Raw genomic sequence first — 21,824 nt, forward strand, 5'->3', positions numbered from 1 at the left:
CGCGGCTTTCAGCAACAGGACCGAGGGTGTTTTGGCCCCTGCCCGCCTGTGGCGGCGCAGGAATGGTCTTTGCTGTGCGGGGTTCGGCGACAGACCGCACGCCTTTCCCCTTGACGCCCCCGCGCATCCTGTCAAAACCGCCCGCATGAGCAGCGCGACCCTGACTATCGACCTTGATGCCATCGCCGCCAACTGGCGCGCCCTTGATGCCATGACCGGCGGCGAGACCGCCGCCGTGGTCAAGGCCGATGCCTACGGGCTTGGGGTCGAGCGGGTAGCGCGCGTTTTGGCGCGCGCGGGTGCGCTGCATTTTTTCGTGGCCATCGCCGAAGAGGGCGTGACCCTGCGGCGGGCGCTTGGCCCCGATGTAGCGATCTACGTCTTTTCCGGGCACATGCCGGGCGATGCGGACATGATCCGCGACATGGACCTGATCCCGATGATCAATTCGCTCGATCAGATGATCCGCCATGCCGAGGCGCTGCCGGGCCACCCCTTCGGCGTGCAGCTGGACAGCGGCATGAACCGGCTTGGAATGGAGCCCACGGAATGGCAGGCGGTGCGCCAGATCGCGCTCGCGCAGAACCCGGTCATGCTGATGAGCCACCTGGCCTGCGCCGATGAGCCCGATCAGGCGATGAACGCGCAGCAACTGGCCGCTTTCCGCGCGATGACCGACGACACCGATGTGCCGCGCTGTTTCGCCAATACCGGCGGCGTCCTGCTGGGCTCCGACTATCATTTCGACCTCGCCCGTCCGGGTATCGGGCTCTATGGCGGACGGCCTTACACCGACGCGCGCCCGGTGGTGACGCTCGACATTCCGGTGATCCAGTGCCGCGACATCGCGCCGGGCGAGACGGTGGGCTATGGCTGCGACTTCACCGCCCCGCGCCCCATGCGCATTGCCACAGGCGCGGCGGGGTATGCCGACGGCATCCTGCGCGCCGTGGGGCCGAAAACCAGCCTCTGGGACGGCGACACCCCCTGCCCCATCACGGGCCGCATCTCGATGGATCTGATCGGCATCGACATTACCCATCTCGGATATGATCCGTCCCATCTGCAACTGCTGGGGCCGCATCAGGGCATCGACGTGCTGGCGGATAATGCGGGAACCATCGGCTATGAAATCCTGACCTTACTGGGGGCGCGTTACATGCGGCGCTATATCGGCGGATGAGTTTTATCCTGGGCTTTCTGGCGTCCATCGGACGCATGGTGCTGGCGGGACTGGCGAGCGTGGGACGGATCACGCTCTACGCCTCGGACGCGGTCAGCCATCTGGCGCGGCCTCCTTTCTACTGGCGCGAATTTGGCCATGCGCTGGTGCAAATCGGCTGGCTGTCCCTGCCCGTAGTGGGCATGACCGCGCTTTTCACCGGCGGCGCGCTGGCGCTGCAGATCTACGCCGGCGGCGCGCGCTTCAACGCCGAAACCGTGGTGCCCTCGATCGTCGCCATCGGCCTGACCCGAGAGCTTGGCCCGGTGCTGGGCGGCCTCATGGTGGCCGCGCGCGTGGCCTCCTCCATCGCCGCCGAGATCGGCACGATGAAAGTGACCGAGCAGATCGACGCGCTCACCACCCTTTCCACCAATCCGATGAAATACCTCACCCTGCCCCGCGTGCTGGCCGCCACCCTCGCCGTGCCGCTGCTCGTGGGCGTGGGCGACGTGATCGGCATCATGGGCGGGTTTCTGGTGGGCGTCGGACGGCTCGATTTCGGCGCGGCGACCTACCTGCACAACACGATTGACTTCCTCGAGACATGGGATGTCGTCTCCGGCATGATCAAGGGCGCGGTCTTTGGCTTTATCGTGGCGCTGATGGGCTGTTATTACGGGATGAACTCGGGCCGCGGCGCGCAGGGCGTCGGGCGCGCCACCAAGACGGCGGTGGTCGCGGCAAGCGTGCTGATTCTGGCCTCCAACTATATCCTGACAGAGGTGTTCTTTTCGGCATGATCGAACTGCGCGACGTCCATAAGGCCTTTGGCGAGAACCGCGTCCTGCAGGGCGTGAACCTGACCATCGAGTCGGGCTCCTCCATGGTGATCATCGGTGGATCTGGCACTGGTAAATCGGTGGCGCTCAAGTGCGTTCTGGGGCTCATCCGGCAGGACAGCGGATCGATCACGCTGGACGGCAAGGACGTCACCACCGGCGACCGCGACGCCTTTCTCGCGCGGTTCGGCATGCTGTTCCAGGGTGGCGCGCTGTTCGATTCGCTCCCCGTCTGGCAGAATGTCGCCTTCCGCCTGCTGCGCGGCTCACTCAAGCGGCCCCGCACCGAGGCGCGCGAGATCGCAGTGGAGAAACTGCGCCGGGTCGGGTTGAAACCCGACGTGGCCGACAAGTTCCCGGCGGAACTCTCAGGCGGCATGCAAAAGCGTGTGGGCCTTGCCCGCGCCATCGCGGCAGAACCAGAAATCATCTTTTTCGACGAGCCAACGACGGGCCTCGATCCGATCATGTCGGGCGTGATCAACGAACTGATCCGTGAGATCGTGGTCGAGATGGGCGCGACGGCGATGACCATCACCCATGACATGACCAGCGTGCGCGCCATCGCCGATAATGTCGCGATGCTGCATGATGGGGTAATACAGTGGACCGGCCCGGTGGCCGAGATGGACAATTCGGGCGATCCATACCTTGACCAGTTCATCCACGGTCGCGCCGACGGCCCGATCGAGGCGGTCCGGTGACGTCCCGCGCCAAGAATTTTCGAAAATTCTTGGCAAAAATCTTGCAAGATTTTTGCGCGGAGCCTCGGCGGTATGGCGCATAACATGCTGAAATACGCCAATCTCTTCCTTCTGATCCTCTTTCCCGTCGCATGGTTCGCGCCGCTTCTGCGCGCCGGGATTGCCCTGCCGCTCTTCGGCCTTAGTGAAATCAGCATCGTCTCCGGGTTGCAGGCGCTATGGCAGAGCGACGTCGTCCTGGCCCTGCTGGTCACCTTCTTTGCGCTCTTCGCGCCCTATCTCAAGACCATCGGGTTGGCGCTGGTGCAGTTCGACCTGCTGGCCCCGCGTGCCCTGCCCACGCTGCATCTGCTGGGCAAGCTGGCGATGGCCGACGTGTTTCTGATCGCGCTCTATGTAATCGTGGTCAAGGGCGTCGGACTGGCGCGGGTCGAGGTAGCCTGGGGGCTCTATCTCTTTTCCGTCTGCGTGCTGGCCTCGATCGCCTTTGGCCATCTGGCGAACAAAGCGCCGCGCGCCACCTGAACTGTCGCCATTTCGGCAACAACCCGGCGCAGTCACGCAACACTCCTCCATTGTTGAGCCGGTGTTGAACGAATTAACCCTTTGCCTTTGCCGCAATCGGCGTAAACTCGCCTATATTGGATATGATCTTTCAGGGGGGAAGTCATGCCCGCACAGTTGAAAACCTTTGCGCTGCTGACCCAGTTTTTGTTCCAACGGCTTGCCGTTGCTTTATTTCTTTTCGCCGCACTCGCGCTGAGCGCGGCCAGCGTCGGGGCAGCGATTGGCCTGCTGCCATGGCTTGAATTCGAGGCCGGGTTCGGCGGTGCGATTTACCACAATGCCGGGCAGATTGCGCAGGTGGGCCTGACCATTCTGGCGGTGCTCTTGTGCTTTTTCCTGCCCTCGAATGCCCGGATCATGGCGCTGGAGACCTCGCACCGGCGCTTCAATATTGGCATGCAGGACGTGGCCCGCGCCTATCACGCCGCCCATGCGGCGGATCGCGAGGGGCTGTTTCAGCTCTCATCCGAGTTCGACGCCGTGCGCGAACGGCTGGCCTATCTGCGTGAGCATCCCGATCTGGGCACGCTGGAGCCGGACCTGCTCGAAGTGGCGGCCCAGATGTCGCATATCAGCCGCGAACTGGCCGAGGTCTATTCCGACGAGAAGGTCGCCCGCGCGCGGCAATTCCTGCATCAGAGGCAGCAGGAGGTCGAGGCGTTCAATGCGCGGCTGGATCAGGCCAAGCAGATCAGCCGCGACCTCAAGCACTGGGCGCATGAGGTTGATCTGGAGGAAAGCGTCGCGGCGAGCCAGCTGACCCGCCTGCGCGATGACCTGCGCGAGGTGCTGCCGGAACTGGGTCTGGAGGAGATGCTGCGCGCCGATGGCACGGTGATCGACCTCAACAAGAAGGCCGCCGAGTAACCGCGCTGCATTTTCGGGTTTGACCGTGGTCCGCCCTTGGGGCATGACCCGGGCATGGCGAAATCCTCGACCTTCACCTGTTCGGCCTGCGGCGCGGTGCATAGCCGCTGGTCGGGCCGTTGCGATGCCTGTGGCGAATGGAACACCATCGTCGAGGAGGCGCCGCTCTCGACCGGTCCCAGGGGCAAGACGCTCAGCGGCAAGCGCGGCGCGCAGCTGACACTCACCGATCTGTCGACGGAAGAGGCCCCGCCGCCGCGCACCCTCTCGGGCATCGGCGAGCTTGACCGGGTTCTGGGCGGCGGTCTGGTGCCGTCGAGCGCGGTTCTGGTGGGCGGCGATCCAGGGATCGGCAAATCCACGCTTTTGTTGCAGGCCGCCGCGCGCTTCGCGGGTGCGGGCCTCAAGACATTCTACGTCTCGGGCGAGGAGGCCAGCGCGCAGGTGCGGATGCGGGCGCAGCGTCTCGGGCTGGAAAACGCGCCTGTCAAACTCGCCGCCGCCACATCGCTGCGCGATATCCTGACCACGCTCGAGGCGGAAAAGCCCGATCTGGTGATCATCGATTCCATTCAGACCATGTGGTCCGACACCGTCGAGGCAGCACCCGGCAGTGTCTCTCAGGTCCGCGCCGCGGCCCATGAGCTGACCACATTCGCCAAGCGCTTTGGCACCTCCGTGATCCTTGTCGGCCATGTCACCAAGGACGGCCAGATCGCCGGCCCCCGTGTGGTCGAGCACATGGTCGATTGCGTGCTTTATTTCGAGGGCGAGCGTGGCCATCAATTCCGCATCCTGCGCTCGGTCAAGAACCGCTTTGGCCCTGCCGACGAGATCGGCGTGTTCGAGATGACCGGCGGCGGGCTGGCCGAGGTCGCCAACCCGTCGGAACTGTTTCTCTCGGGGCGCGGCGCGCCCTCGCCCGGCTCGGTGGTGTTTTCCGGCATCGAGGGCACGCGGCCCGTTCTGGTCGAGATGCAGGCGCTGGTCGCCCCCACGCCGCATGCGCAGCCCCGCCGCGCTGTCGTGGGCTGGGACGGCGCACGGCTGGCCATGATCCTTGCTGTGCTCGAGGCGCGCTGCGGCATCCCCTTTGCGGGGCTCGACGTCTATCTCAACGTGGCCGGTGGCTTGCGGATCAGCGAACCGGCGGCCGATCTCGCAGTCGCGGCGGCCCTGCTCAGCGCGCGCGAAGACGCGGCCCTGCCCGCGGAAACGGTGATTTTCGGAGAAATCAGCCTCTCGGGGGCACTGCGTCCGGTAGGACAGTCCGAAAACAGGTTGAAAGAGGCGCAAAAACTTGGTTTCACATCGGCAATCATTCCGTCCGGAGGCAAGACCGGCGGCACCAGCGGCCTCAGCCTCACCCGGATGGGCGATCTGACCGCGTTCGTGGGCGATATTTTCGGCGCAGGTTAGAGGCGCCCAGAGGGACAGGACAGGGCCATGGAAGGTTTCACCATCATCGACGGCGTCGTGGCGCTTTTCATTGTGCTTTCGGCGCTGCTGGCCTATTCGCGCGGCTTCGTACGCGAGGCGCTGGCCATCGCGGGCTGGGTCGTGGCCGGTATCCTCGCCTTCATCTTTGCGCCGCAGGTCGAGCCGCTGGTCAAGGAAATCCCGGTCGTGGGAGAGTTCATCGCCGACAGCTGCGAACTCTCGATGATCGGTGCCTTCGCTGTGGTCTTTGCCGTGGGGTTAATCGTGGCCTCACTGATCACGCCGCTTTTTTCATCGCTGGTGCAGCGTTCCGTTCTGGGCGGATTCGACCAGGGGCTGGGCTTTGTCTTTGGCGTGGCGCGCGGGGTTTTGTTGATTGCCATTGCCTATTTCGTCTATGAGACGGTGATCAGTTCGCAAAGCATCGCGATCATCGACGACAGCCGCTCGGCGCGGGTCTTCGCGCAGCTGACCGGCAAGGTCGAGGATGGCAATCCCGAACAGGCGCTCGGCTGGATCACGCAGCAATACGAGCAGCTGATCGGCGCCTGCGATGCCCGCAGTCAGTGACGTAGCGTAAAGCGGCACAGGCCCGGCGCGCGCGTCGGTTTCTGTGATAGTTTCGTGACATACGCGATCTGAGCGCGTATGAGGGGCGCAAGTGACAGACACGGGATTCGGAGCTGCCAGCCTTGTCCACTCAAATGCCCCCCGCTCACCCCTTCGACGACGACAAACTGAAGGAAGAATGCGGTATATTCGGCGTCATCGGCCTGTCCGATGCCGCGAATTTCGTAGCCCTCGGGCTGCACGCCCTGCAACATCGCGGACAGGAGGCTGGCGGCATCGTCAGCCATGATCCCGAACAGGGGTTCAACTCGGTCCGCCGGTTCGGTTACGTGCGCGACAACTTCACCCGCCAATCATTGATGGAGACGCTTCCCGGGCCACTGGCCATCGGGCATGTGCGCTATTCCACCGCCGGCGCCAAGGGGGCCGCGATCCGCGACGTGCAGCCGTTCTTCGGCGAGTTTTCGATGGGCGGGGCGGCGATTGCCCATAACGGCAACATCACCAATGCAGACGAGCTGCGCCGCGAACTGATCGAGCGCGGCTCGATCTTCCAGTCCGGCTCCGACAGCGAATGCATCATCCACCTGATGGCGCGGTCCCTGCAACGCAACATCCCCGAGCGGATGGAGGACGCGCTGCGCCGGGTCGAGGGGGCGTTTTCCGTCGTCGCCATGACCCGCAGCAAGCTGATTGGCGTCCGTGATCCGCTGGGCGTGCGCCCGCTCGTGCTGGGCCAGTTGGGCGAAGGCTGGGTGCTTAGTTCCGAGACCTGCGCGCTCGACATCATCGGGGCCACCTTCGTGCGCGAAATCGCCCCCGGCGAGATGGTGGTGATCTCCGAGAAGGACGGCGTCGAGAGCCATTATCCCTTCCGCCGTCAATCCTCGCGATTCTGCATCTTCGAGCATGTCTATTTCTCGCGCCCCGATTCGATCATCGGCGGCCGCTCGGTCTATGAGACCCGCCACCAGATCGGCGTGGAACTGGCGCGTGAGGCCCCTGTCGATGCCGATCTCGTCTGTCCGGTGCCCGATAGCGGCACGCCTGCGGCCATCGGCTACAGCCAGGAATCGGGCATTCCCTTCGCCATGGGTATCATCCGCAACCAGTATATGGGCCGCACCTTCATCGAGCCGACCGAGCAGATCCGCAACATGGGCGTGCGTCTCAAACTCAACGTCAACCGCGCCCTGATCGAGGGCAAGCGCGTAATCCTGGTGGATGACAGCGTCGTACGCGGCACCACTTCGCGCAAGATCAAGGAAATGATCCTTGATGCCGGGGCCGCCGAGGTGCATTTTCGCATCGCGTCCCCGCCCACGGCTTGGCCTTGTTTCTACGGTGTCGACACGCCGCAGCGCGAAAAGCTGCTGGCCGCTACCATGTCCGAGGATGAGATGCGCGAGCATCTCAACGTGGACAGCATCCGCTTCATCTCGCTCGACGGGCTCTACCGCGCCGTCGGCGAGGCGCAGGGCCGCGATGCCAAATGCCCGCAATATTGCGATGCCTGTTTCTCCGGCGAATACCCCGTTGAACCCTCGGACATGATTGCCAAGGGATTCGAGCTGAAAGCCGCCGAGTGATCGGGATCAAACCCGCCGGATAAGCGGGGTTTTGCAGCCCAGTGTCGCGCTCTGGCAAATTCCTGCCGCAGTGCAGAAAACGGGCTTTTCTCTGCCGCGCGCGCCGCATAGACGCGCGGGCAGAGAAAAGAAACTCCCGAGGCATTCATGGCAAACGAAACATCCACCCCTGCGGCCACACTGGCAGCAGCGACCCAACAAGGTGCCCTGCCATTGCGCCGGATCACGTTGCTCGGCACGATGCACGGCCCCAGCAATGCCCGCGCCTTGGTGCGCGTGAGCGGTGGCAAGGTGGCCCGGGTCGAGATCGGCGACACGCTCGACCGCGCCACCGTAGCGGCCATCGGCGAGGGCGTCGTGATCCTGTCGCGCGGCGGTCGTGCTGAGGAACTCCGCCTGCCGGGCGCCTGACTCGGCATAGCATAAGGCCGCCCCCGGTTACCCGGGCGCGGCCTGAATTTCAGTCAAACGCCGTGCGGGTTCAGCCGCGACGCGCCTCCAGCGCTTTCCAGCCGCCATAGACGACCATCGCCGCGATCACGGCCTTGACCGCATCGCCGATCAGGAAGGGTGCCATCCAGTGAGCCCAAAGCTCGGGGACCGTCTTGCCCATCACCGCAGCGGGCCATGCAAGGCCGGGGATATAGAGCAGCGCCGACACCGCGATCCCGCACAGCGCCGTCGAGACGACACCGCGTGCCAGTCCCTTTTCCACCGCCAGACCGGCCAGCCACGCGATGCCGACATAGCCGTAAAGGAACCCGGCGGTCGGCCCGACCAGCGACGCCCCGTTCATCCCGTTGGCGAAGACCGGCAGCCCCATGGCCCCCTCGGCCAGGTAGGCCAGCAGCGTCGCCGCACCCAGACGCGAGCCAAAGGTCAGGCCGACGATCAACACCGCCAGCGTCGACAGCGTCATCGGCACCGGAAAGAATGGCACGCTGACCTGCGCGGCAAGCGCCACAAAGAGCGTGCCGGTCAGAACGAGGCCGATCTTGCGCAGCAGGGTATCTTGGCCGATCACGGCCTTGGCTAGAACTGTGTCGCGCGTCATGTCGCGTCCCTCCGTTTATGTATCTAAGTCTCGACTTTTTCGCTGCACGGCGGCGAAAGTCAAGCGATTGCCCTTGATTTGCCCTGCGACAGGTGGGATTTCCCGCATATGACACAGGATACCGATCTTCCCCTTGCCCTCGTAACCGGAGCCTCGCGCGGCCTTGGGGCCGCCATGGCCGAAGCGCTGAGCGACACCCATCACGTCATCGCCGTGGCGCGCACCACCGGCGCGCTCGAGGAGCTTGACGACCGCATTCAGGCGCGCGGCGGCAACGCAACGCTGGCACCGATGGACATTACCAACACGCAGGCAATGGCGCAGCTTTGCCGCTCGATCCACGACCGCTGGGGCACTCTGGCGCTTTGGGTGCACGCGGCGGTGCATGCCGCGCCTTTGGCCCCCGCCAACCATATCTCCGATGGTGACTGGTCCAAATCCGTGGCCTGCAACGTGACCGCCACCGGCATCCTCATCCCTTTCATAGCCCCGCTTCTGGGCGAGGCGGGACAGGCGATGTTTTTTGACGACCCACAGGCGGGCGAGAAATTCTTTGGTGCCTACGGGGCCACCAAGGCCGCGCAAATCGCGCTTGCCCGCAGTTGGCAGGCCGAGAGCGAAAAGTTTGGGCCGCGCGTGCATATCCTGACGCCCGCGCCAATGGTCACCGCCACCCGCGCGCGCTTTCACCCCGGTGAGGATCGCGAGGACCTCGCGCATCCGCGAGATGAGGCCACCCGTCTTCTTGCCCTGATCTGAAGGACCTTGCGCGCCTTGCCCCTGTGGCAGCGCGCCGCTACACAGGGGCGAAACAGCGACAGGCGGGCACGGGCATGCGAATTCTGATTACCAATGACGACGGCATCAATGCGCCGGGCCTCGCCGTGTTGGAGGAGGTCGCCACAGCCCTTGCCGGTGACGATGGCGAAGTCTGGGTCGTGGCCCCCGCCTTCGAGCAATCCGGCGTCGGGCACTGCATTTCCTACACCCGCCCGATGATGATCTCGAAAATGGCCGAGCGCCGCTATTCCGCCGAAGGCAGTCCCGCCGATTGCGTCCTCGCGGGCCTGCATGACGTGATGAAGGATACGCCCCCCGATCTCGTGCTCTCGGGCGTGAACAGGGGCAACAACGCGGCTGAAAACGCGGTCTATTCCGGGACCGTGGGGGCCGCGATGGAGGCCGCCTTGCAAGGCGTGCCCGCCGTGGCGCTCAGCCAGTATTACGGGCCCGCCAATCGCGATCTCGACGACACGTTCGAGGCCGCCCGCGTGCACGGGTTGCCCACCCTGCGCCGCCTGCTCGACAAGGGCGTTTGGACCAGGGATGATTACGGCATCTTTTACAACATCAACTTTCCGCCCCTGCCCGCCGCGGAGGTCAAGGGTCTGCGCGCCGCAAGGCAAGGCTTTCGCCGCGACATGGGCTTCGGGGTTCAGCCACACTCATCCCCCTCGGGGCGGCGCTTTCTCTGGGTCACCGGCGCGCCCCAGCACGAGCCGACCAGCCCTGGCTCGGATGCGGATGTAAACCTGCAAGGCTATATCTCCGTCACGCCGATGCGCGCGGACCTGACCGCGCATGACGCGCTGGAGGCGCTCAAGGCCATCGAATGAGTGACGATGCCGATCATATCGCGGAACGCAAGATGCAGTTCCTCTTTGCACTGCGCTCTCGCGGGGTGACGGACAAGGCGGTGCTGACGGCGATGGAAAAGGTCGATCGTGGCCCGTTCATCCGCGGCTACTTTTCCGAGCGCGCCTATGAGGACATGCCGCTTCCCATCGCCTGCGGCCAGACCATTAGCCAGCCCTCAGTGGTGGGGCTGATGACGCAGGCGCTAAAGGTCTCGAGCCGCGACAAGGTGCTGGAGGTGGGCACAGGCTCCGGCTATCAGGCGGCGATCCTCAGCCAGCTTGCGCGGCGCGTCTATACCGTCGACCGGCACAAGCGTCTGGTTACCGAGGCGAGCGAGATTTTCCGCACCCATGATCTGACCAATATCACCGCGATTACCGCCGATGGCAGCTTTGGCTTGCCCGATCAGGCCCCGTTCGACCGGATCATCGTCACGGCCGCCGCCGAAGACCCGCCGGGGCCGCTCTTGGCCCAGTTGAAAATCGGCGGTATCATGGTGGTGCCCGTAGGCCAGTCGGACGCGGTGCAGCATTTGATCCGCGTAACCCGGCACGAGACCGGGTTCGATTACGACGAGTTACGCCCGGTGCGGTTCGTGCCGCTGGTCGAAGGGCTGGGACGCGACGGGTAAGGAAGTGTTTTGAACTGGGCCCCGGCCAACAAGGGGCAGGATATGAGGATGATCGAGATGCGTCACTTTCCACGACACCTGATCCTTGGGACGGGCATGGCCCTTGCCCTGGCGGCTTGCGACCGGCCGCTCGATCTCGACATGCGCGGGGCATTCGGCAATGCCCCCTCTACCGCCGAGGCGGCGCGCAACGCCACCGCCCCCCGGCCCGAGCCGGATGCGCGCGGCATCATCTCATATCCCGGCTATCAGGTGGCGGTGGCGCGGCGCGGCGACACGCTGGCGCAGCTTGCCACCCGGATCGGTGCGGACGCGCAGGACCTGGCGCGCTACAATGGCATGCAGACCGGCGATCCTCTGCGCGAGGGCGAGGTGATCGTCCTCCCCGGCCGCGTATCCGAGCCGACCGGCGGCCCGATTCAGCCGCCGGAGGATGTGGACATCGACGCACTCGCCGGGGATGCTATCCGACGTGCCGATGCACAGAACGTCGAGGCCACGCCGCTTGAGCCCGCCACCAAGGTCGGCGTCGAACCGGTCCGCCATCAGGTGGAGCGTGGCGAGACGGCGTTCAGCATCGCGCGGCTCTACGATGTGTCGATCCGCAGCCTTGCGGAATGGAATGGACTCGGCCCGGATTTCTCGGTGCGCGAGGGGCAGTATCTACTGATCCCGGTAGCCATGCCAGGCGAAGGAACCGAAAATTTCAACAGTGCCGAGGTGGCTGCCGTGACGCCTCCCGGCGCGGGATCGCCCACGCCGACCCCACCAAGCGCGTCAAAACCCCTGCCCGACGAGAAGACAGTACCTGTCTCGGAACCCGTGGAAACGGTTGCGGCCCCGGATCTGAGCGACAGCGGCACCGAAACTGCGGCAGCCACCGCCGGGGCGGCGCGCATGGTGGTGCCGGTGGAGGGCGACATTATCCGCGATTATGCCAAGGGCAGCAATGACGGGATCGACATCGCCGCCGCCCCCGGTGCCGCCGTGAAGGCCGCCGATAGCGGCACGGTGGCCGCGATCACCGAAGATACCAACGGCATCCCGATCATAGTCATCAAGCATACGGGCAATCTGCTGACCGTCTATTCCAATGTCGGCGCGCTGAACGTTGCCAAGGGTGACAGCGTGAGCCGCGGCCAGAAGGTCGCCGAGATTCGCCGCGACGGTACGGCAGCGCTTCATTTCGAGGTGCGTGACGGGTTCGACAGCGTCGACCCGAATGACTATCTCAGCCCGTCGTGAGGCGTCGGGCCGTTAGTTCGGGGTGATCCGATAGGCAGCACCCTGCCCGACGCTGAGGAACCAGATCGCCCCATCAGGGCCTTCGATGATATCGCGCACGCGGGACGTTTCGGAGGATTCGAGCCGCTCGACCTCTCGGAGCGGACTGCCGTCCAGCCGTGAGATCATGTCAAACTTGAGCGAGCCGACGAAGATATCGCCACGCCAGTCGGGAAACATGTCGCCCTGATAGATCATCATGCCAGAGGGTGCGATGGACGGATCCCAGTAATGCGCGGGCTGTTTCATGCCCTCCTTCTGGGTGCCCTCACCGATCTTCGCACCGGAATAGTGCCGACCGTAGGAAATCACCGGCCAGCCGTAGTTTGCGCCCTTCTCGACGCGGTTCACCTCGTCGCCACCACGCGCGCCATGCTCGACAAGCCAAAGCGCGCCGGACCCGTCCAGCGCCGCGCCTTGCGGATTGCGGTGCCCGTAGGACCAGATTTCCGGCTGTGCGCCTGGCGTATCGACAAAGGGGTTGTCCGACGGCACCGCCCCGTCGCGTGCGATGCGGATCACCGAGCCGTTCTCGCGCCCCAGATCCTGCGCTGACGGCCTATCGCCGCGATCACCTGTGGTGGCGTAGAAATAGCCATCGCGCCCCTCGACCAACCGCGAGCCGAAATGCCGCCCGCCGGTGGAGCCCGGCACCATCTCGAAAATCACCGAGAGGTCACTCAGCCGATCCGCACCGGGGTCCAGCCGCGCCCGCGCGATGGCGGTGCCCGCCCCGCCTGATTGGGGCTTGGAATAGGTGAAATAGATCTCTCGGCTCTGCGCGAAATCGCGCGGGACCAGCAGGTCGAGCAAGCCACCCTGCCCGCGCACGGCAATCTCTGGCAGTCCCTTGATCGCGCGGCTTTGCCCGTCAGCGATATGCAAAAGCCGCCCATCGCGCTCGCTGATGAGCATCTCGCCACCCGGCAGGAAGTCCAGCGCCCAAGGCTCATCGAGCCCGTCGACCATCTTGGTCACGGTCACATTGCCGACGCTCGTCTCAAGCGCATGGGCAGGAATGGCGGTTACACCTAGGGCGAGCAAGCATACGGCAAGACGGGTCATGGAGATCTCCTTTCCCGTCTCAAGATACGCACGTCAGGCGCGTTTGCCACTCACTTGCGCGATATCGAGCAGATCGAGCACTCGCGCCTCGATATCCGACGCGTTCAGCCGGGCCACTGCGTACATATCCGCCGGGCTCGCCTGATCTATGAAGATATCCGGCAACACCATGGAGCGGAATTTGAACCCTTCATCAAAAACATTAGCTTCACTCAGCAAGTGGCTGACATGGCTTGCAAAACCACCGATAACGCCTTCTTCGATCGTGATCATCGCCTCGTGGTTTTCGACCAGATCTAGGATCAGCGCCTCGTCGAGCGGCTTGGCGAAACGGGCGTCGGCCACGGTCGGCGTGATCCCGCGCGCGCGCAGCGCTTCACTGGCCTCCATCACCTCCTTGAGCCGCGTGCCATAGGACAGGATCGCCACGCGGCTCCCCTCCTGAATGATCCGCCCTTTGCCGATCTCCAGAGGCTCGCCGCGCTCCGGCATCGTCACGCCGGCCCCCTCGCCGCGCGGATAGCGAAAGGCAATCGGCCCGTCGTCATGCGCCGCTGCCGTGGCCACCATATGCACAAGCTCCGCCTCGTCGGCAGCGGCCATCACGACAAAACCCGGCAGGTTGGCAAGGAAAGCCACATCGAACGCCCCCGCATGGGTGGCCCCGTCCGCCCCCACCAGCCCGGCACGATCAATGGCAAAGCGCACCGGCAGGCGCTGAATGGCCACATCATGCACCACCTGATCGTAACCGCGTTGCAAAAACGTCGAATAAAGCGCGCAGAACGGCCTCATTCCCCCCGCCGCGAGGCCAGCGGAAAAGGTCACCGCGTGCTGTTCAGCAATACCCACATCAAAACAGCGTGACGGGTAGCGTTCGGCAAAAAGATCAAGGCCGGTGCCATCCGGCATCGCCGCTGTGATCGCGCAGATCTTGTCATCGCGTGCCGCGTGATCGAGCAGCGCATTGGCGAACACCTTGGTATAGCTAGGTGCGTTCGAGGGGGCCTTTTTCTGCTCGCCGGTCACCAGATCGAACTTGGCCGTGGCATGGCCGCCATCGCGGGCGCGCTCGGCCGGGCCATAGCCTTTGCCCTTCTTGGTCAGCACATGGATGAGAATCGGCCCTGTCGCGCGCGCCTTGACCGTGCGCAGCACCGGCAAAAGCTGGTCCATGTCATGCCCGTCAATCGGCCCGACATAGGAAAAGCCCAACTCTTCGAAGAGCGTGCCGCCCACCGTCATACCCTTGAGCATGTCCTTGGCGCGCCGCGCGCCTTCTTGAAAGGGGGGCGGTAGCAGCGAAATCGCTCCTTTGGCGGCGGCTTTGAACTCTTGAAACGGCTCACCGGCATAAAGCCGCGAGAGATAGGACGAGAGAGCGCCGACAGGCGGCGCGATGGACATCTCGTTGTCATTGAGAATGACGATCAGCCGTTTACCCAGATGGCCCGCGTTATTCATCGCCTCAAATGCCATGCCGGCCGACATCGCGCCGTCACCGATGATTGCGATGGCATCCCCGTGCCCGGTCGGACAGGCCCCGCCCAGATCACGCGCAACAGCAAAACCGAGCGCCGCACTGATCGAGGTGGAGCTATGCGCGGCACCGAACGGATCGTAGGGCGACTCCGAGCGCTTGGTAAAGCCCGACAGCCCGTCCTTTTGCCGGATGGTGCGCATACGGTCGCGCCGCCCGGTGAGAATCTTGTGCGGATAGCTTTGATGCGACACGTCCCAGATGATCTTGTCACGCGGCGCGTCAAAAACGTGATGCAGCGCCACGGTGAGTTCCACCACGCCCAGCCCGGCCCCCAGATGCCCGCCGGTTTCCGACACCGCCGCGATGGTTTCGGCGCGCAGCTCATGCGCCAGCCGCTCCAACTGGCTATCGCTGAATCGCTTCAGATCGGCGGGGCTGTGCACCTGATCGAGAAGCGGTGTGGTCGGGCGGTCTGGCATAGGGCCCCTCCTTGGGGGAAATGGCTAGCTCTGGCGCGAAATAACGAAGCGGGCGAGATCCCGCAAGCTGTCGGCACGTGCCTCATATAGAGATAGAGCGTCACAGGCGATCTCAACAAGGGTGGCGGCGCGGGTTTTCGCCCCTTCCAGCCCCAGAAGCGAGACAAAGGTGGCCTTGCCCGCAGCCGCGTCCTTACCCACCGCCTTGCCGACCTGCGCGGCATCACCGGTCACGTCGATCACATCATCCTGAATTTGAAAGGCGAGACCAAGCGCCCGCGCATAAGCCAGCAGTGGCGCGGGATCGGCGCGGCTCATACGCGCCCCCGCCGTGGCCGACCATTCGATCAGCGCGCCGGTCTTGCCCTCTTGCAACGTGGTGATTTCATCGAGCGTCAGTGGTACATCGGCACTTTCGGCGGCGATATCACGCGCCTGTCCCAACACCATGCCCTGCCCGCCCGCGGCCCGCGCCAGCGTATGGGTCAACTCGGCACGCACCTCCGCGCTCAGCCCGGTATTCGGATCGCTCACCATCTCGAAGGCCAATGAGTGCAGCGCGTCGCCCACCAAAACAGCCGTCGCCTCATCCCAATTGACATGCACCGTCGGTTGCCCGCGCCGCAGATCATCGTCATCCATCGCGGGCAGATCGTCATGCACGAGGGAATAGGCATGCAGCGCCTCGATGGCGCAGGCGGGCCAGAGCGCGGCCCCCGCGTCGACGCCGTGCAGCCGCGCGCTCTCCATCACCAGAAAGCCGCGAATGCGTTTGCCGCCGCGCGTGGCATAGCCCATACCCTCGGTCACCGGCCCCGCCGGAAAGGCGCCGATCACCAGATCTAGCTGCGCCTGAATGGCAGCGGCATCGGCGGCAAGCCTGCGCTGCATCTGTCTCAATCGCCCGAAACGGGGCGCGTGCCGGTGGGCTGACCATCGCTGTCGAGGGTGATCGCGGCGACCTTTTCCTCGGCCTCTTTCAATTTGGTCTCGCAGCGCTTCTTCAACTCCGCGCCTCGCTCATAGAGCGTGATCGACTCGTCCAAGGCCACATCGCCGCGTTCCAGCCGCCCGACCACCTGTTCAAGCTCCTTCATCGCCTGTTCAAAGCTCATCTCGTTGACGGGGGTATCGGGCATGAAAGATCCTGTTGCTGACGTTTTCCGCAACACCATAGACGCGGCGCGCGAGGGGTGCAATTCGGTTGACGCCGCCCGGGGGCTGAGAAAGATTACGGACATGTCACCGCCCACCTATCCGACCGCCAGCCGCGCGCCCGATCCCGAGGCATTGATGGCCGTGCAAACACGGCTGGACGAGGCGCGCGCCGTCGCACCCGCACTGGAGGCGGCAGAAATCGACGAGGTGCTGCGCATCGTGCCCGGCAAGCGCGCGGTGCTGGCGGGGCACTGGCAAGGGCGACCGGCGGTGTTTCGGATGGTGGAACGGGCCGAGGCCGACTGGCAGGCCCGCGAGTGGGCCGAGGTGGCGCGGATCTGGCCGCAAATGCAGGGCCTGCGCTACCGGGTGGCCGAGCCGCTGGCCTATCTACCCGAGGTGTGCATCATGGTTGTGGAACGGGTGGCGGGCACCCCCCTGATGGAGCACCTGTGGTCGCTTGTGCCGGGCGCGCGCGGCGCGCCGATGCAGCAGGCCGCCGCGTGGCTGCGGCGTTATACCGATGTCAGCGAAAGCTGGCGCGCTGCGCGGCCCGAAGGCTGGCTGGCGCGTGCAGAGCGGGCGCGCGGCAAGCAGCCCTTCGCGCGGCTGCGCCAGATCGAGGCCGGGATCGCACGGCATCTGGCCCGTCTCGCGGCGCGGCAGCAGGGCGTGGAATGGCGGATGGCAATCTGCCACGGCGATTTCCACCCCAACAATCTCGTGCTGCGCGGCGAGCGCCTCACGGGGATCGACCTTGGCGGGTCGGCGCAGATGCCGGTCTGCAAGGATATCGCACGCTGTCTGGCGCATATGGGCCGACGGGGCCTGTTTTCCTCGGAGCGGCGGCGGCTCGGGGTCGATGCGGCCGCGCTCGACCAGTTTGCCGAAACCTTTGCCCTGACCGAGACCGAGCGCCGCTGCACTCTGCCATTCTTCATCGGGATCGAGGCGCTGATCCGGGTCGAGAACCGGAGCATGAAGCGCGGGCGCATCCGCCATGCGGAAGCGATGTACAGCGCCTTGCGCGACGATCTGGCGGTCCTGCCGGGATGAGACGCCGCGCAGGGCATGGCGCTCAATCGTGATCGCGTCGCCGAGAGGAAATGTTTGCCTTCCCCTGTGCGTCTTGGCAAGACTGTCGGTATCGTGCACCGGACAGGAGACCACATGCGGCACATCCTGATCGCCCTCTGCCTCGCACTGCTCAGCGCACCGGCGCTCGCCGCGCCGACCGGCACCTTTCGCCACGCGCATAACGTGGGCTTCGGCGCGCAATCCAGCCTCGATCCGGCCTCCAAGGGTCGGGTGCTCCAGATCATCGAGAAAATCCAGAGTCGTCTTGTGCGTCCGGGGCGGGATGGCAAGCCCGCGCCGGACCTTGCGACACGCTGGACCCCCAATGAGGACGGCACGGTCTGGACCTTTCAGATCCGCGAGGGTGTGCGGTTTCATGACGGCAGCACGCTCGATGCCGACGACGTGGTCTATTCAATCGCCCGCGTGATCGACCCTGACTATGGCAGCCCGGCGCGCGCCGCCGTCAAGATGATCGAACACGTCGAGGCCACCGGCCCGCTGACCGTGCGGATGCAGCTTGAGTCAACCTTCGCAGATCTTCCGCTGCAACTGATGGATCCACGGCTGCGCATCATCCCCGAAGGCTCGGGCGAGACGGTGGACCAGACCGGCATCGGCACCGGACCGTTCAGGGTCGAGAAATTCGACCCCGACGGAATCACGGTGCTGACCGCCTATGAGGAGTATTGGGAAGGCCCGCCCGCGCTTGCCCGGATCGAGGTGATCGGCGTGCCCGACGCGCAGGCGCGGCTTCAGGCGTTCCTCAGCGGTCAGTTGGACATGGAACGCGGCATCGCCCCGGTTCTGCGCCGCGCGCTCGACAAATCCTTGCGCTATCAGTTGCTGGAAATCCCCACCGGCAACTGGATGGGGCTGGCCTTTCGCACCGATATCGAGCCTTTCGATGATCCGCGCGTGCGGCAGGCGCTGCGCCTCGTGGTGGATCGCGATGAAATGCTCGATCTCGCACTTGACGGCGGCGGCGTGATCTCCTGCGACACGCCGGTTGCGCCCAATGATCAGTACCGCGCCGAAATGCGCTGCCCGGCCGATCCGGACCGCGCCCGCGACCTGCTGGCGGAGGCCGGGCTGTACGACGGCATCGACGTGGATGTCTATGTCTCCTCGCTCGATCCAAGCTGGCCGGTGATCGGCGTCACCTATCAAGAACAGGCCGCCGAGGCCGGAATCCGGGTCAACGTCGTCACTGCCGCCGCCGATGGCTATTGGTCCACCGTGTGGATGAAGAAACCGGCCTTTACCACGAGCTGGGGCGAGCGCCCCGCCGATCAGGCACTGAACGAGGCGTTCCATTCCTCGGCCAAGTGGAACGAAAGCCATTATTCAAACCCCGAATTCGACCATCTTCTGGAATCCGCCCGCGCCGAGCTCGATTTCAGCAAGCGCCGCGCGCTCTACGTCAAGGCGCAGGAATATCTTGCCATGACCTCGGGCACGCTGATCCCGTTCCACGTCACGCAGCTGGTGGTGTTGTCCAATCGGGTGGCGCATTTTGACCCGGTGCCAAACGATGCCCTGCGCTGGCATCTGGTCGCGGTGGTGGAGTGAGCGCAGTTACCAACGCCCCGACATCACCCGCAGCATGAGGCCGAGCCTGCTGCGCACCGGGGCTAGGTCGAGCGTGCCTTCGGCGACCGATGCCGGGCGGCGCATCGCTGCGCGCAGGACCGGTCCTGTCTCCCACAAAGGAAAAAGTGCCGGGGCCGCCGCGGATGACACATGTGCGCGCGCCGCCCGTGCCCGCGCCAGCCGCCGCAAGCCTTCGCCGGCGAGATTCCGCACCGCTTCCGGTCGTCCGTCAGGCAGGGGTTTGCGTCCCGCAGCCTCCAGCGCGGGCATCGCGCGGAACCAGTTGGAAAGGCCAAGCGCAAAGCCTGCGTCGCACAGCACGTCCTCCTCGGCGGGGCCAAGCGCGCGTGCCGCCGCGCGGATCAGATTGCCCGATGTGGCCTCGATATAGCGGATAAAATCCGCCTCGTCCTCGAACGGCGCGCGCTCGATATCCCACCGCCGCGCCTCGATCAGGTCAATCAGCAACGCGGCCCCCTCCGCATCCAGCACCTGCGCCAGCCTGCTGACCACCTCGTGCCGCCGCACCGCATTGCCTGCGCGGATCTCCTCGAGCGCCTCCACCCACCACTGCAGCCTCATCTCGGCGATCATCGGCTCCTGCGTCACCCAGGGCGCGCGCGCCACCTCGACATTGAAGGCATAGACCGGAAATAGCACTACGCGCGCCGCCACCGGGGCCGCCATCGCCGCCTGAAACCTCGCGGGGTCCGCGCGGCGCACCAGATCGGCACAGGCGGTCAGATCGGCGTCGAACGCAGCGCTCAAACCGCCCCCTCATGCACCAGTTTCCAGTTTATCGCATCAAGCAGCGCCTCAAATGAGGCATCGACGATATTGGGGCTGACCCCCACCGTCGACCAGCGTCGCCCGGCGCTGTCCTGACTGTCGATGATCACGCGGGTCACCGCCTCGGTTCCGCCTTGGGTGATGCGCACCTTGAAATCCACCAGGTGCATATCGGCGATCTGATCCTGATAGGGGCCGAGATCCTTGGCCAAGGCCCGGGCCAGCGCGTTGACCGGCCCCCGGTCATGGCCCTCTGCATCCATCGACTCCGACACTGACAGCTTCTTCTCGTCCCCCACCTTCACGACGACAACCGCCTCTGACAGGCTCACCATCCGGTCATACTTGTTCTTGCGCCGCTCCACCGTGACCTTGTAGCGCTTGACCTCGAAGAATTTTGGCATCTGCCCCAGTTCGGTGCGCGCGAGGATTTCGAAACTCGCCTGCGCGCTGTCATAGGTATAGCCCTGATCCTCGCGCTCCTTGATCACCTCCAAGAGGCGCGCGAGCCGCGCATCGCCCGGGGCCACCTCGATCCCAGCCTCCGCCAGCCGGCGGCGCAGGTTCGATTGCCCGGCCTGATTGGACATCGGGATGATGCGCGCATTGCCCACGGTCTCGGGGTCGATATGCTCGTAGGTGCTGGGGTCTTTCAGGATCGCGCTCGCATGCAGCCCCGCCTTGTGGGCAAAGGCCGAGGCCCCGACATAGGCCGCCTGCCGCAGCGGCACGCGGTTGAGGATCTCGTCCAGTTGTCGGCTAACCGCCGTCAATCTTTTCAGCCCCTCGCGGCTCACCCCGATCTCGTAGGCGTCGGCATAGGGCGGCTTCAGCATCAGCGTCGGAATGAGCGTGGTGAGGTTGGCATTGCCGCAGCGCTCTCCCAGCCCGTTCAATGTGCCCTGCACCTGCCGCGCGCCCGCATCGACGGCGGCGAGGCTCCCTGCCACGGCATTTTCCGTGTCGTCATGGGTGTGTATGCCCAGACGGTCGCCGGGGATACCCGCAGCGATGACCTCGCCCACAATGCGCCCGATCTCGGTGGGCAGGGTGCCGCCATTGGTGTCGCATAGCACGACCCACCGCGCGCCCCCCTCGTATGCGGCGCGCAGGCACGTCAGCGCGTATTCGGGATTGGCGCAGTAGCCGTCAAAGAAATGCTCGGCATCGAACAGCGCCTCGCGTTCCTGCCCCACCAGATGGGCCACGGATTTTGCGATGTTCTCGACGTTCTCGTCGAGCGTGATGCCAAGCGCCTCGGTGACGTGGAAATCGTGGGTTTTGCCGACGAGGCAGACGGCCTGCGTGCCTGCATTCATCACCGCCGCCAGCACCTCGTCGTTCTGCGCCGAGCGCCCCGAGCGCTTGGTCATGCCGAAGGCGGTCAGGGTGGCGCGGGTCTGCGGCACGGCGTCGAAAAAGGCGCTGTCGGTGGGGTTCGCGCCGGGCCAGCCACCCTCGATATAATCGACGCCCAGTCGGTCAAGCGCCTGCGCGATCTGGATTTTCTCGGACGTGGAAAAGCTGACGCCCTGGGTCTGCTGCCCGTCGCGCAGGGTGGTGTCGTAGAGGTAAAGGCGTTCCTTGGTCATAAGGCACCCCGCGCGGAATCAAGGCGCACTTGTGCGCCGCCGCGCGAGCGCCCGACCGCCCGTCGCACCAGAGGTGCGCCGTTGATAGTCGGCACGCCTTTGGCGTGACGGGCGGGCGCTTTTGCAATGTCGCAGCACGCTCCCCGCGCGGAATCAAGGCGCGCCTCGGCGCGCCGCCGCGCAGCGCCCGACCGCCCCCCGGGCGGGCGCTTCTGCAACGTCGCAATCCGAAACGACGTC

The 21,824-nt window shown here is 65.0% G+C and carries 22 protein-coding genes; 15 read left to right on the top strand and 7 right to left on the bottom strand.

Annotated features, from left to right (window positions below):
• Positions 1-145 precede the first annotated feature (145 nt).
• The 9 genes from alr (at position 146) to BHD06_RS10735 (ending at position 8,152) form a co-directional block, all read left to right on the top strand.
• Entirely contained in the window at positions 146-1,183 is a 1,038-nt protein-coding gene (gene alr / locus BHD06_RS10695) for an alanine racemase (protein ID WP_080457007.1), read from the top strand.
• Entirely contained in the window at positions 1,180-1,965 is a 786-nt protein-coding gene (locus BHD06_RS10700; RefSeq protein WP_080457008.1) for an ABC transporter permease, read from the top strand. Before alr ends, BHD06_RS10700 begins: the two co-directional genes overlap by 4 nt.
• Positions 1,962-2,708 carry an ABC transporter ATP-binding protein gene (locus tag BHD06_RS10705; RefSeq protein WP_080457009.1) on the top strand — a complete coding sequence of 249 codons (747 nt, stop codon included), beginning with the start codon at positions 1,962-1,964 and terminating at the stop codon, positions 2,706-2,708. Before BHD06_RS10700 ends, BHD06_RS10705 begins: the two co-directional genes overlap by 4 nt.
• An 84-nt stretch (positions 2,709-2,792) precedes the next feature.
• Complete coding sequence (locus BHD06_RS10710) at positions 2,793-3,233, top strand: paraquat-inducible protein A (RefSeq protein ID WP_080457051.1); 441 nt, start codon at positions 2,793-2,795, stop codon at positions 3,231-3,233.
• A 144-nt stretch (positions 3,234-3,377) separates the two neighbouring features.
• Positions 3,378-4,142: a DNA repair protein gene (locus tag BHD06_RS10715; RefSeq protein WP_080457010.1), complete on the top strand. Its 765-nt coding sequence runs from the start codon at positions 3,378-3,380 to the stop codon at positions 4,140-4,142.
• Between the two features lie 54 nt (positions 4,143-4,196).
• The gene (gene radA / locus BHD06_RS10720; protein ID WP_080457011.1) at positions 4,197-5,561 is read left to right on the top strand and encodes a DNA repair protein RadA; all 1,365 of its coding nucleotides are present in this window, start codon (positions 4,197-4,199) and stop codon (positions 5,559-5,561) included.
• 27 nt (positions 5,562-5,588) lie between these two features.
• Complete coding sequence (locus BHD06_RS10725) at positions 5,589-6,152, top strand: CvpA family protein (RefSeq protein ID WP_080457012.1); 564 nt, start codon at positions 5,589-5,591, stop codon at positions 6,150-6,152.
• 134 nt (positions 6,153-6,286) lie between these two features.
• Positions 6,287-7,741, top strand: coding sequence for an amidophosphoribosyltransferase (gene purF, locus BHD06_RS10730; protein WP_080457013.1), 1,455 nt, complete (start codon positions 6,287-6,289; stop codon positions 7,739-7,741).
• Positions 7,742-7,888: 147 nt separating this feature from the next.
• Positions 7,889-8,152 carry a type II secretion system protein N gene (locus tag BHD06_RS10735; protein WP_080457014.1) on the top strand — a complete coding sequence of 88 codons (264 nt, stop codon included), beginning with the start codon at positions 7,889-7,891 and terminating at the stop codon, positions 8,150-8,152.
• A gap of 70 nt (positions 8,153-8,222) precedes the next feature.
• Here BHD06_RS10735 and BHD06_RS10740 read toward each other — a convergent pair whose 3' ends face one another.
• A complete protein-coding gene (locus BHD06_RS10740) occupies positions 8,223-8,795 on the bottom strand; it encodes a biotin transporter BioY (RefSeq protein WP_080457015.1) in 573 nt (190 codons plus the stop codon).
• 108 nt (positions 8,796-8,903) lie between these two features.
• Between BHD06_RS10740 and BHD06_RS10745 the strand changes: the two genes are divergently transcribed.
• The 4 genes from BHD06_RS10745 (at position 8,904) to BHD06_RS10760 (ending at position 12,309) form a co-directional block, all read left to right on the top strand.
• On the top strand, positions 8,904-9,554 hold the full coding sequence (locus BHD06_RS10745; RefSeq protein ID WP_080457016.1) for an SDR family oxidoreductase: 651 nt from the start codon (positions 8,904-8,906) through the stop codon (positions 9,552-9,554).
• Positions 9,555-9,628: 74 nt separating this feature from the next.
• Positions 9,629-10,411: a 5'/3'-nucleotidase SurE gene (gene surE / locus BHD06_RS10750; protein WP_080457017.1), complete on the top strand. Its 783-nt coding sequence runs from the start codon at positions 9,629-9,631 to the stop codon at positions 10,409-10,411.
• Positions 10,408-11,064, top strand: a complete 657-nt coding sequence (locus tag BHD06_RS10755) for a protein-L-isoaspartate(D-aspartate) O-methyltransferase (RefSeq protein WP_080457018.1) — start codon at positions 10,408-10,410, stop codon at positions 11,062-11,064. Before surE ends, BHD06_RS10755 begins: the two co-directional genes overlap by 4 nt.
• Before the next feature lie 48 nt (positions 11,065-11,112).
• Positions 11,113-12,309, top strand: a complete 1,197-nt coding sequence (locus BHD06_RS10760; RefSeq protein WP_080457019.1) for a M23 family metallopeptidase — start codon at positions 11,113-11,115, stop codon at positions 12,307-12,309.
• Between the two features lie 12 nt (positions 12,310-12,321).
• On the opposite strand, the gene BHD06_RS10765 is transcribed toward BHD06_RS10760, so the two are convergent.
• The 4 genes from BHD06_RS10765 to BHD06_RS10780 are packed head-to-tail and all read right to left on the bottom strand — an operon-like array spanning position 12,322 to position 16,514.
• Entirely contained in the window at positions 12,322-13,413 is a 1,092-nt protein-coding gene (locus BHD06_RS10765; protein WP_080457020.1) for a PQQ-dependent sugar dehydrogenase, read from the bottom strand.
• 33 nt (positions 13,414-13,446) lie between these two features.
• Complete coding sequence (dxs, locus tag BHD06_RS10770; protein ID WP_080457021.1) at positions 13,447-15,375, bottom strand: 1-deoxy-D-xylulose-5-phosphate synthase; 1,929 nt, start codon at positions 15,373-15,375, stop codon at positions 13,447-13,449.
• Positions 15,376-15,399: 24 nt separating this feature from the next.
• Complete coding sequence (locus BHD06_RS10775; protein WP_080457022.1) at positions 15,400-16,266, bottom strand: polyprenyl synthetase family protein; 867 nt, start codon at positions 16,264-16,266, stop codon at positions 15,400-15,402.
• 5 nt (positions 16,267-16,271) lie between these two features.
• Positions 16,272-16,514 (bottom strand): exodeoxyribonuclease VII small subunit, encoded by a 243-nt coding sequence (locus BHD06_RS10780; RefSeq protein WP_080457023.1) that lies wholly within the window; start codon positions 16,512-16,514, stop codon positions 16,272-16,274.
• On the opposite strand from BHD06_RS10780, the gene BHD06_RS10785 reads away from it, so the two are divergent.
• Together BHD06_RS10785 and BHD06_RS10790 are read left to right on the top strand one after the other, a co-directional pair.
• Complete coding sequence (locus BHD06_RS10785; protein ID WP_254892385.1) at positions 16,513-17,589, top strand: aminoglycoside phosphotransferase family protein; 1,077 nt, start codon at positions 16,513-16,515, stop codon at positions 17,587-17,589. The genes BHD06_RS10780 and BHD06_RS10785 overlap by 2 nt on opposite strands.
• A 114-nt stretch (positions 17,590-17,703) precedes the next feature.
• Positions 17,704-19,182 (top strand): ABC transporter substrate-binding protein, encoded by a 1,479-nt coding sequence (locus BHD06_RS10790; protein WP_080457024.1) that lies wholly within the window; start codon positions 17,704-17,706, stop codon positions 19,180-19,182.
• A 6-nt stretch (positions 19,183-19,188) separates the two neighbouring features.
• Here the strand turns inward: BHD06_RS10790 and BHD06_RS10795 are convergent, their stop codons facing one another.
• Positions 19,189-19,971, bottom strand: coding sequence for a squalene/phytoene synthase family protein (locus BHD06_RS10795; RefSeq protein WP_080457025.1), 783 nt, complete (start codon positions 19,969-19,971; stop codon positions 19,189-19,191).
• Entirely contained in the window at positions 19,968-21,584 is a 1,617-nt protein-coding gene (gene cimA / locus BHD06_RS10800) for a citramalate synthase (protein ID WP_080457026.1), read from the bottom strand. Before cimA ends, BHD06_RS10795 begins: the two co-directional genes overlap by 4 nt.
• Positions 21,585-21,824 lie beyond the last annotated feature (240 nt).

Source organism: Roseovarius sp. A-2, assembly GCF_002072155.1.
GTDB lineage: Bacteria > Pseudomonadota > Alphaproteobacteria > Rhodobacterales > Rhodobacteraceae > Roseovarius.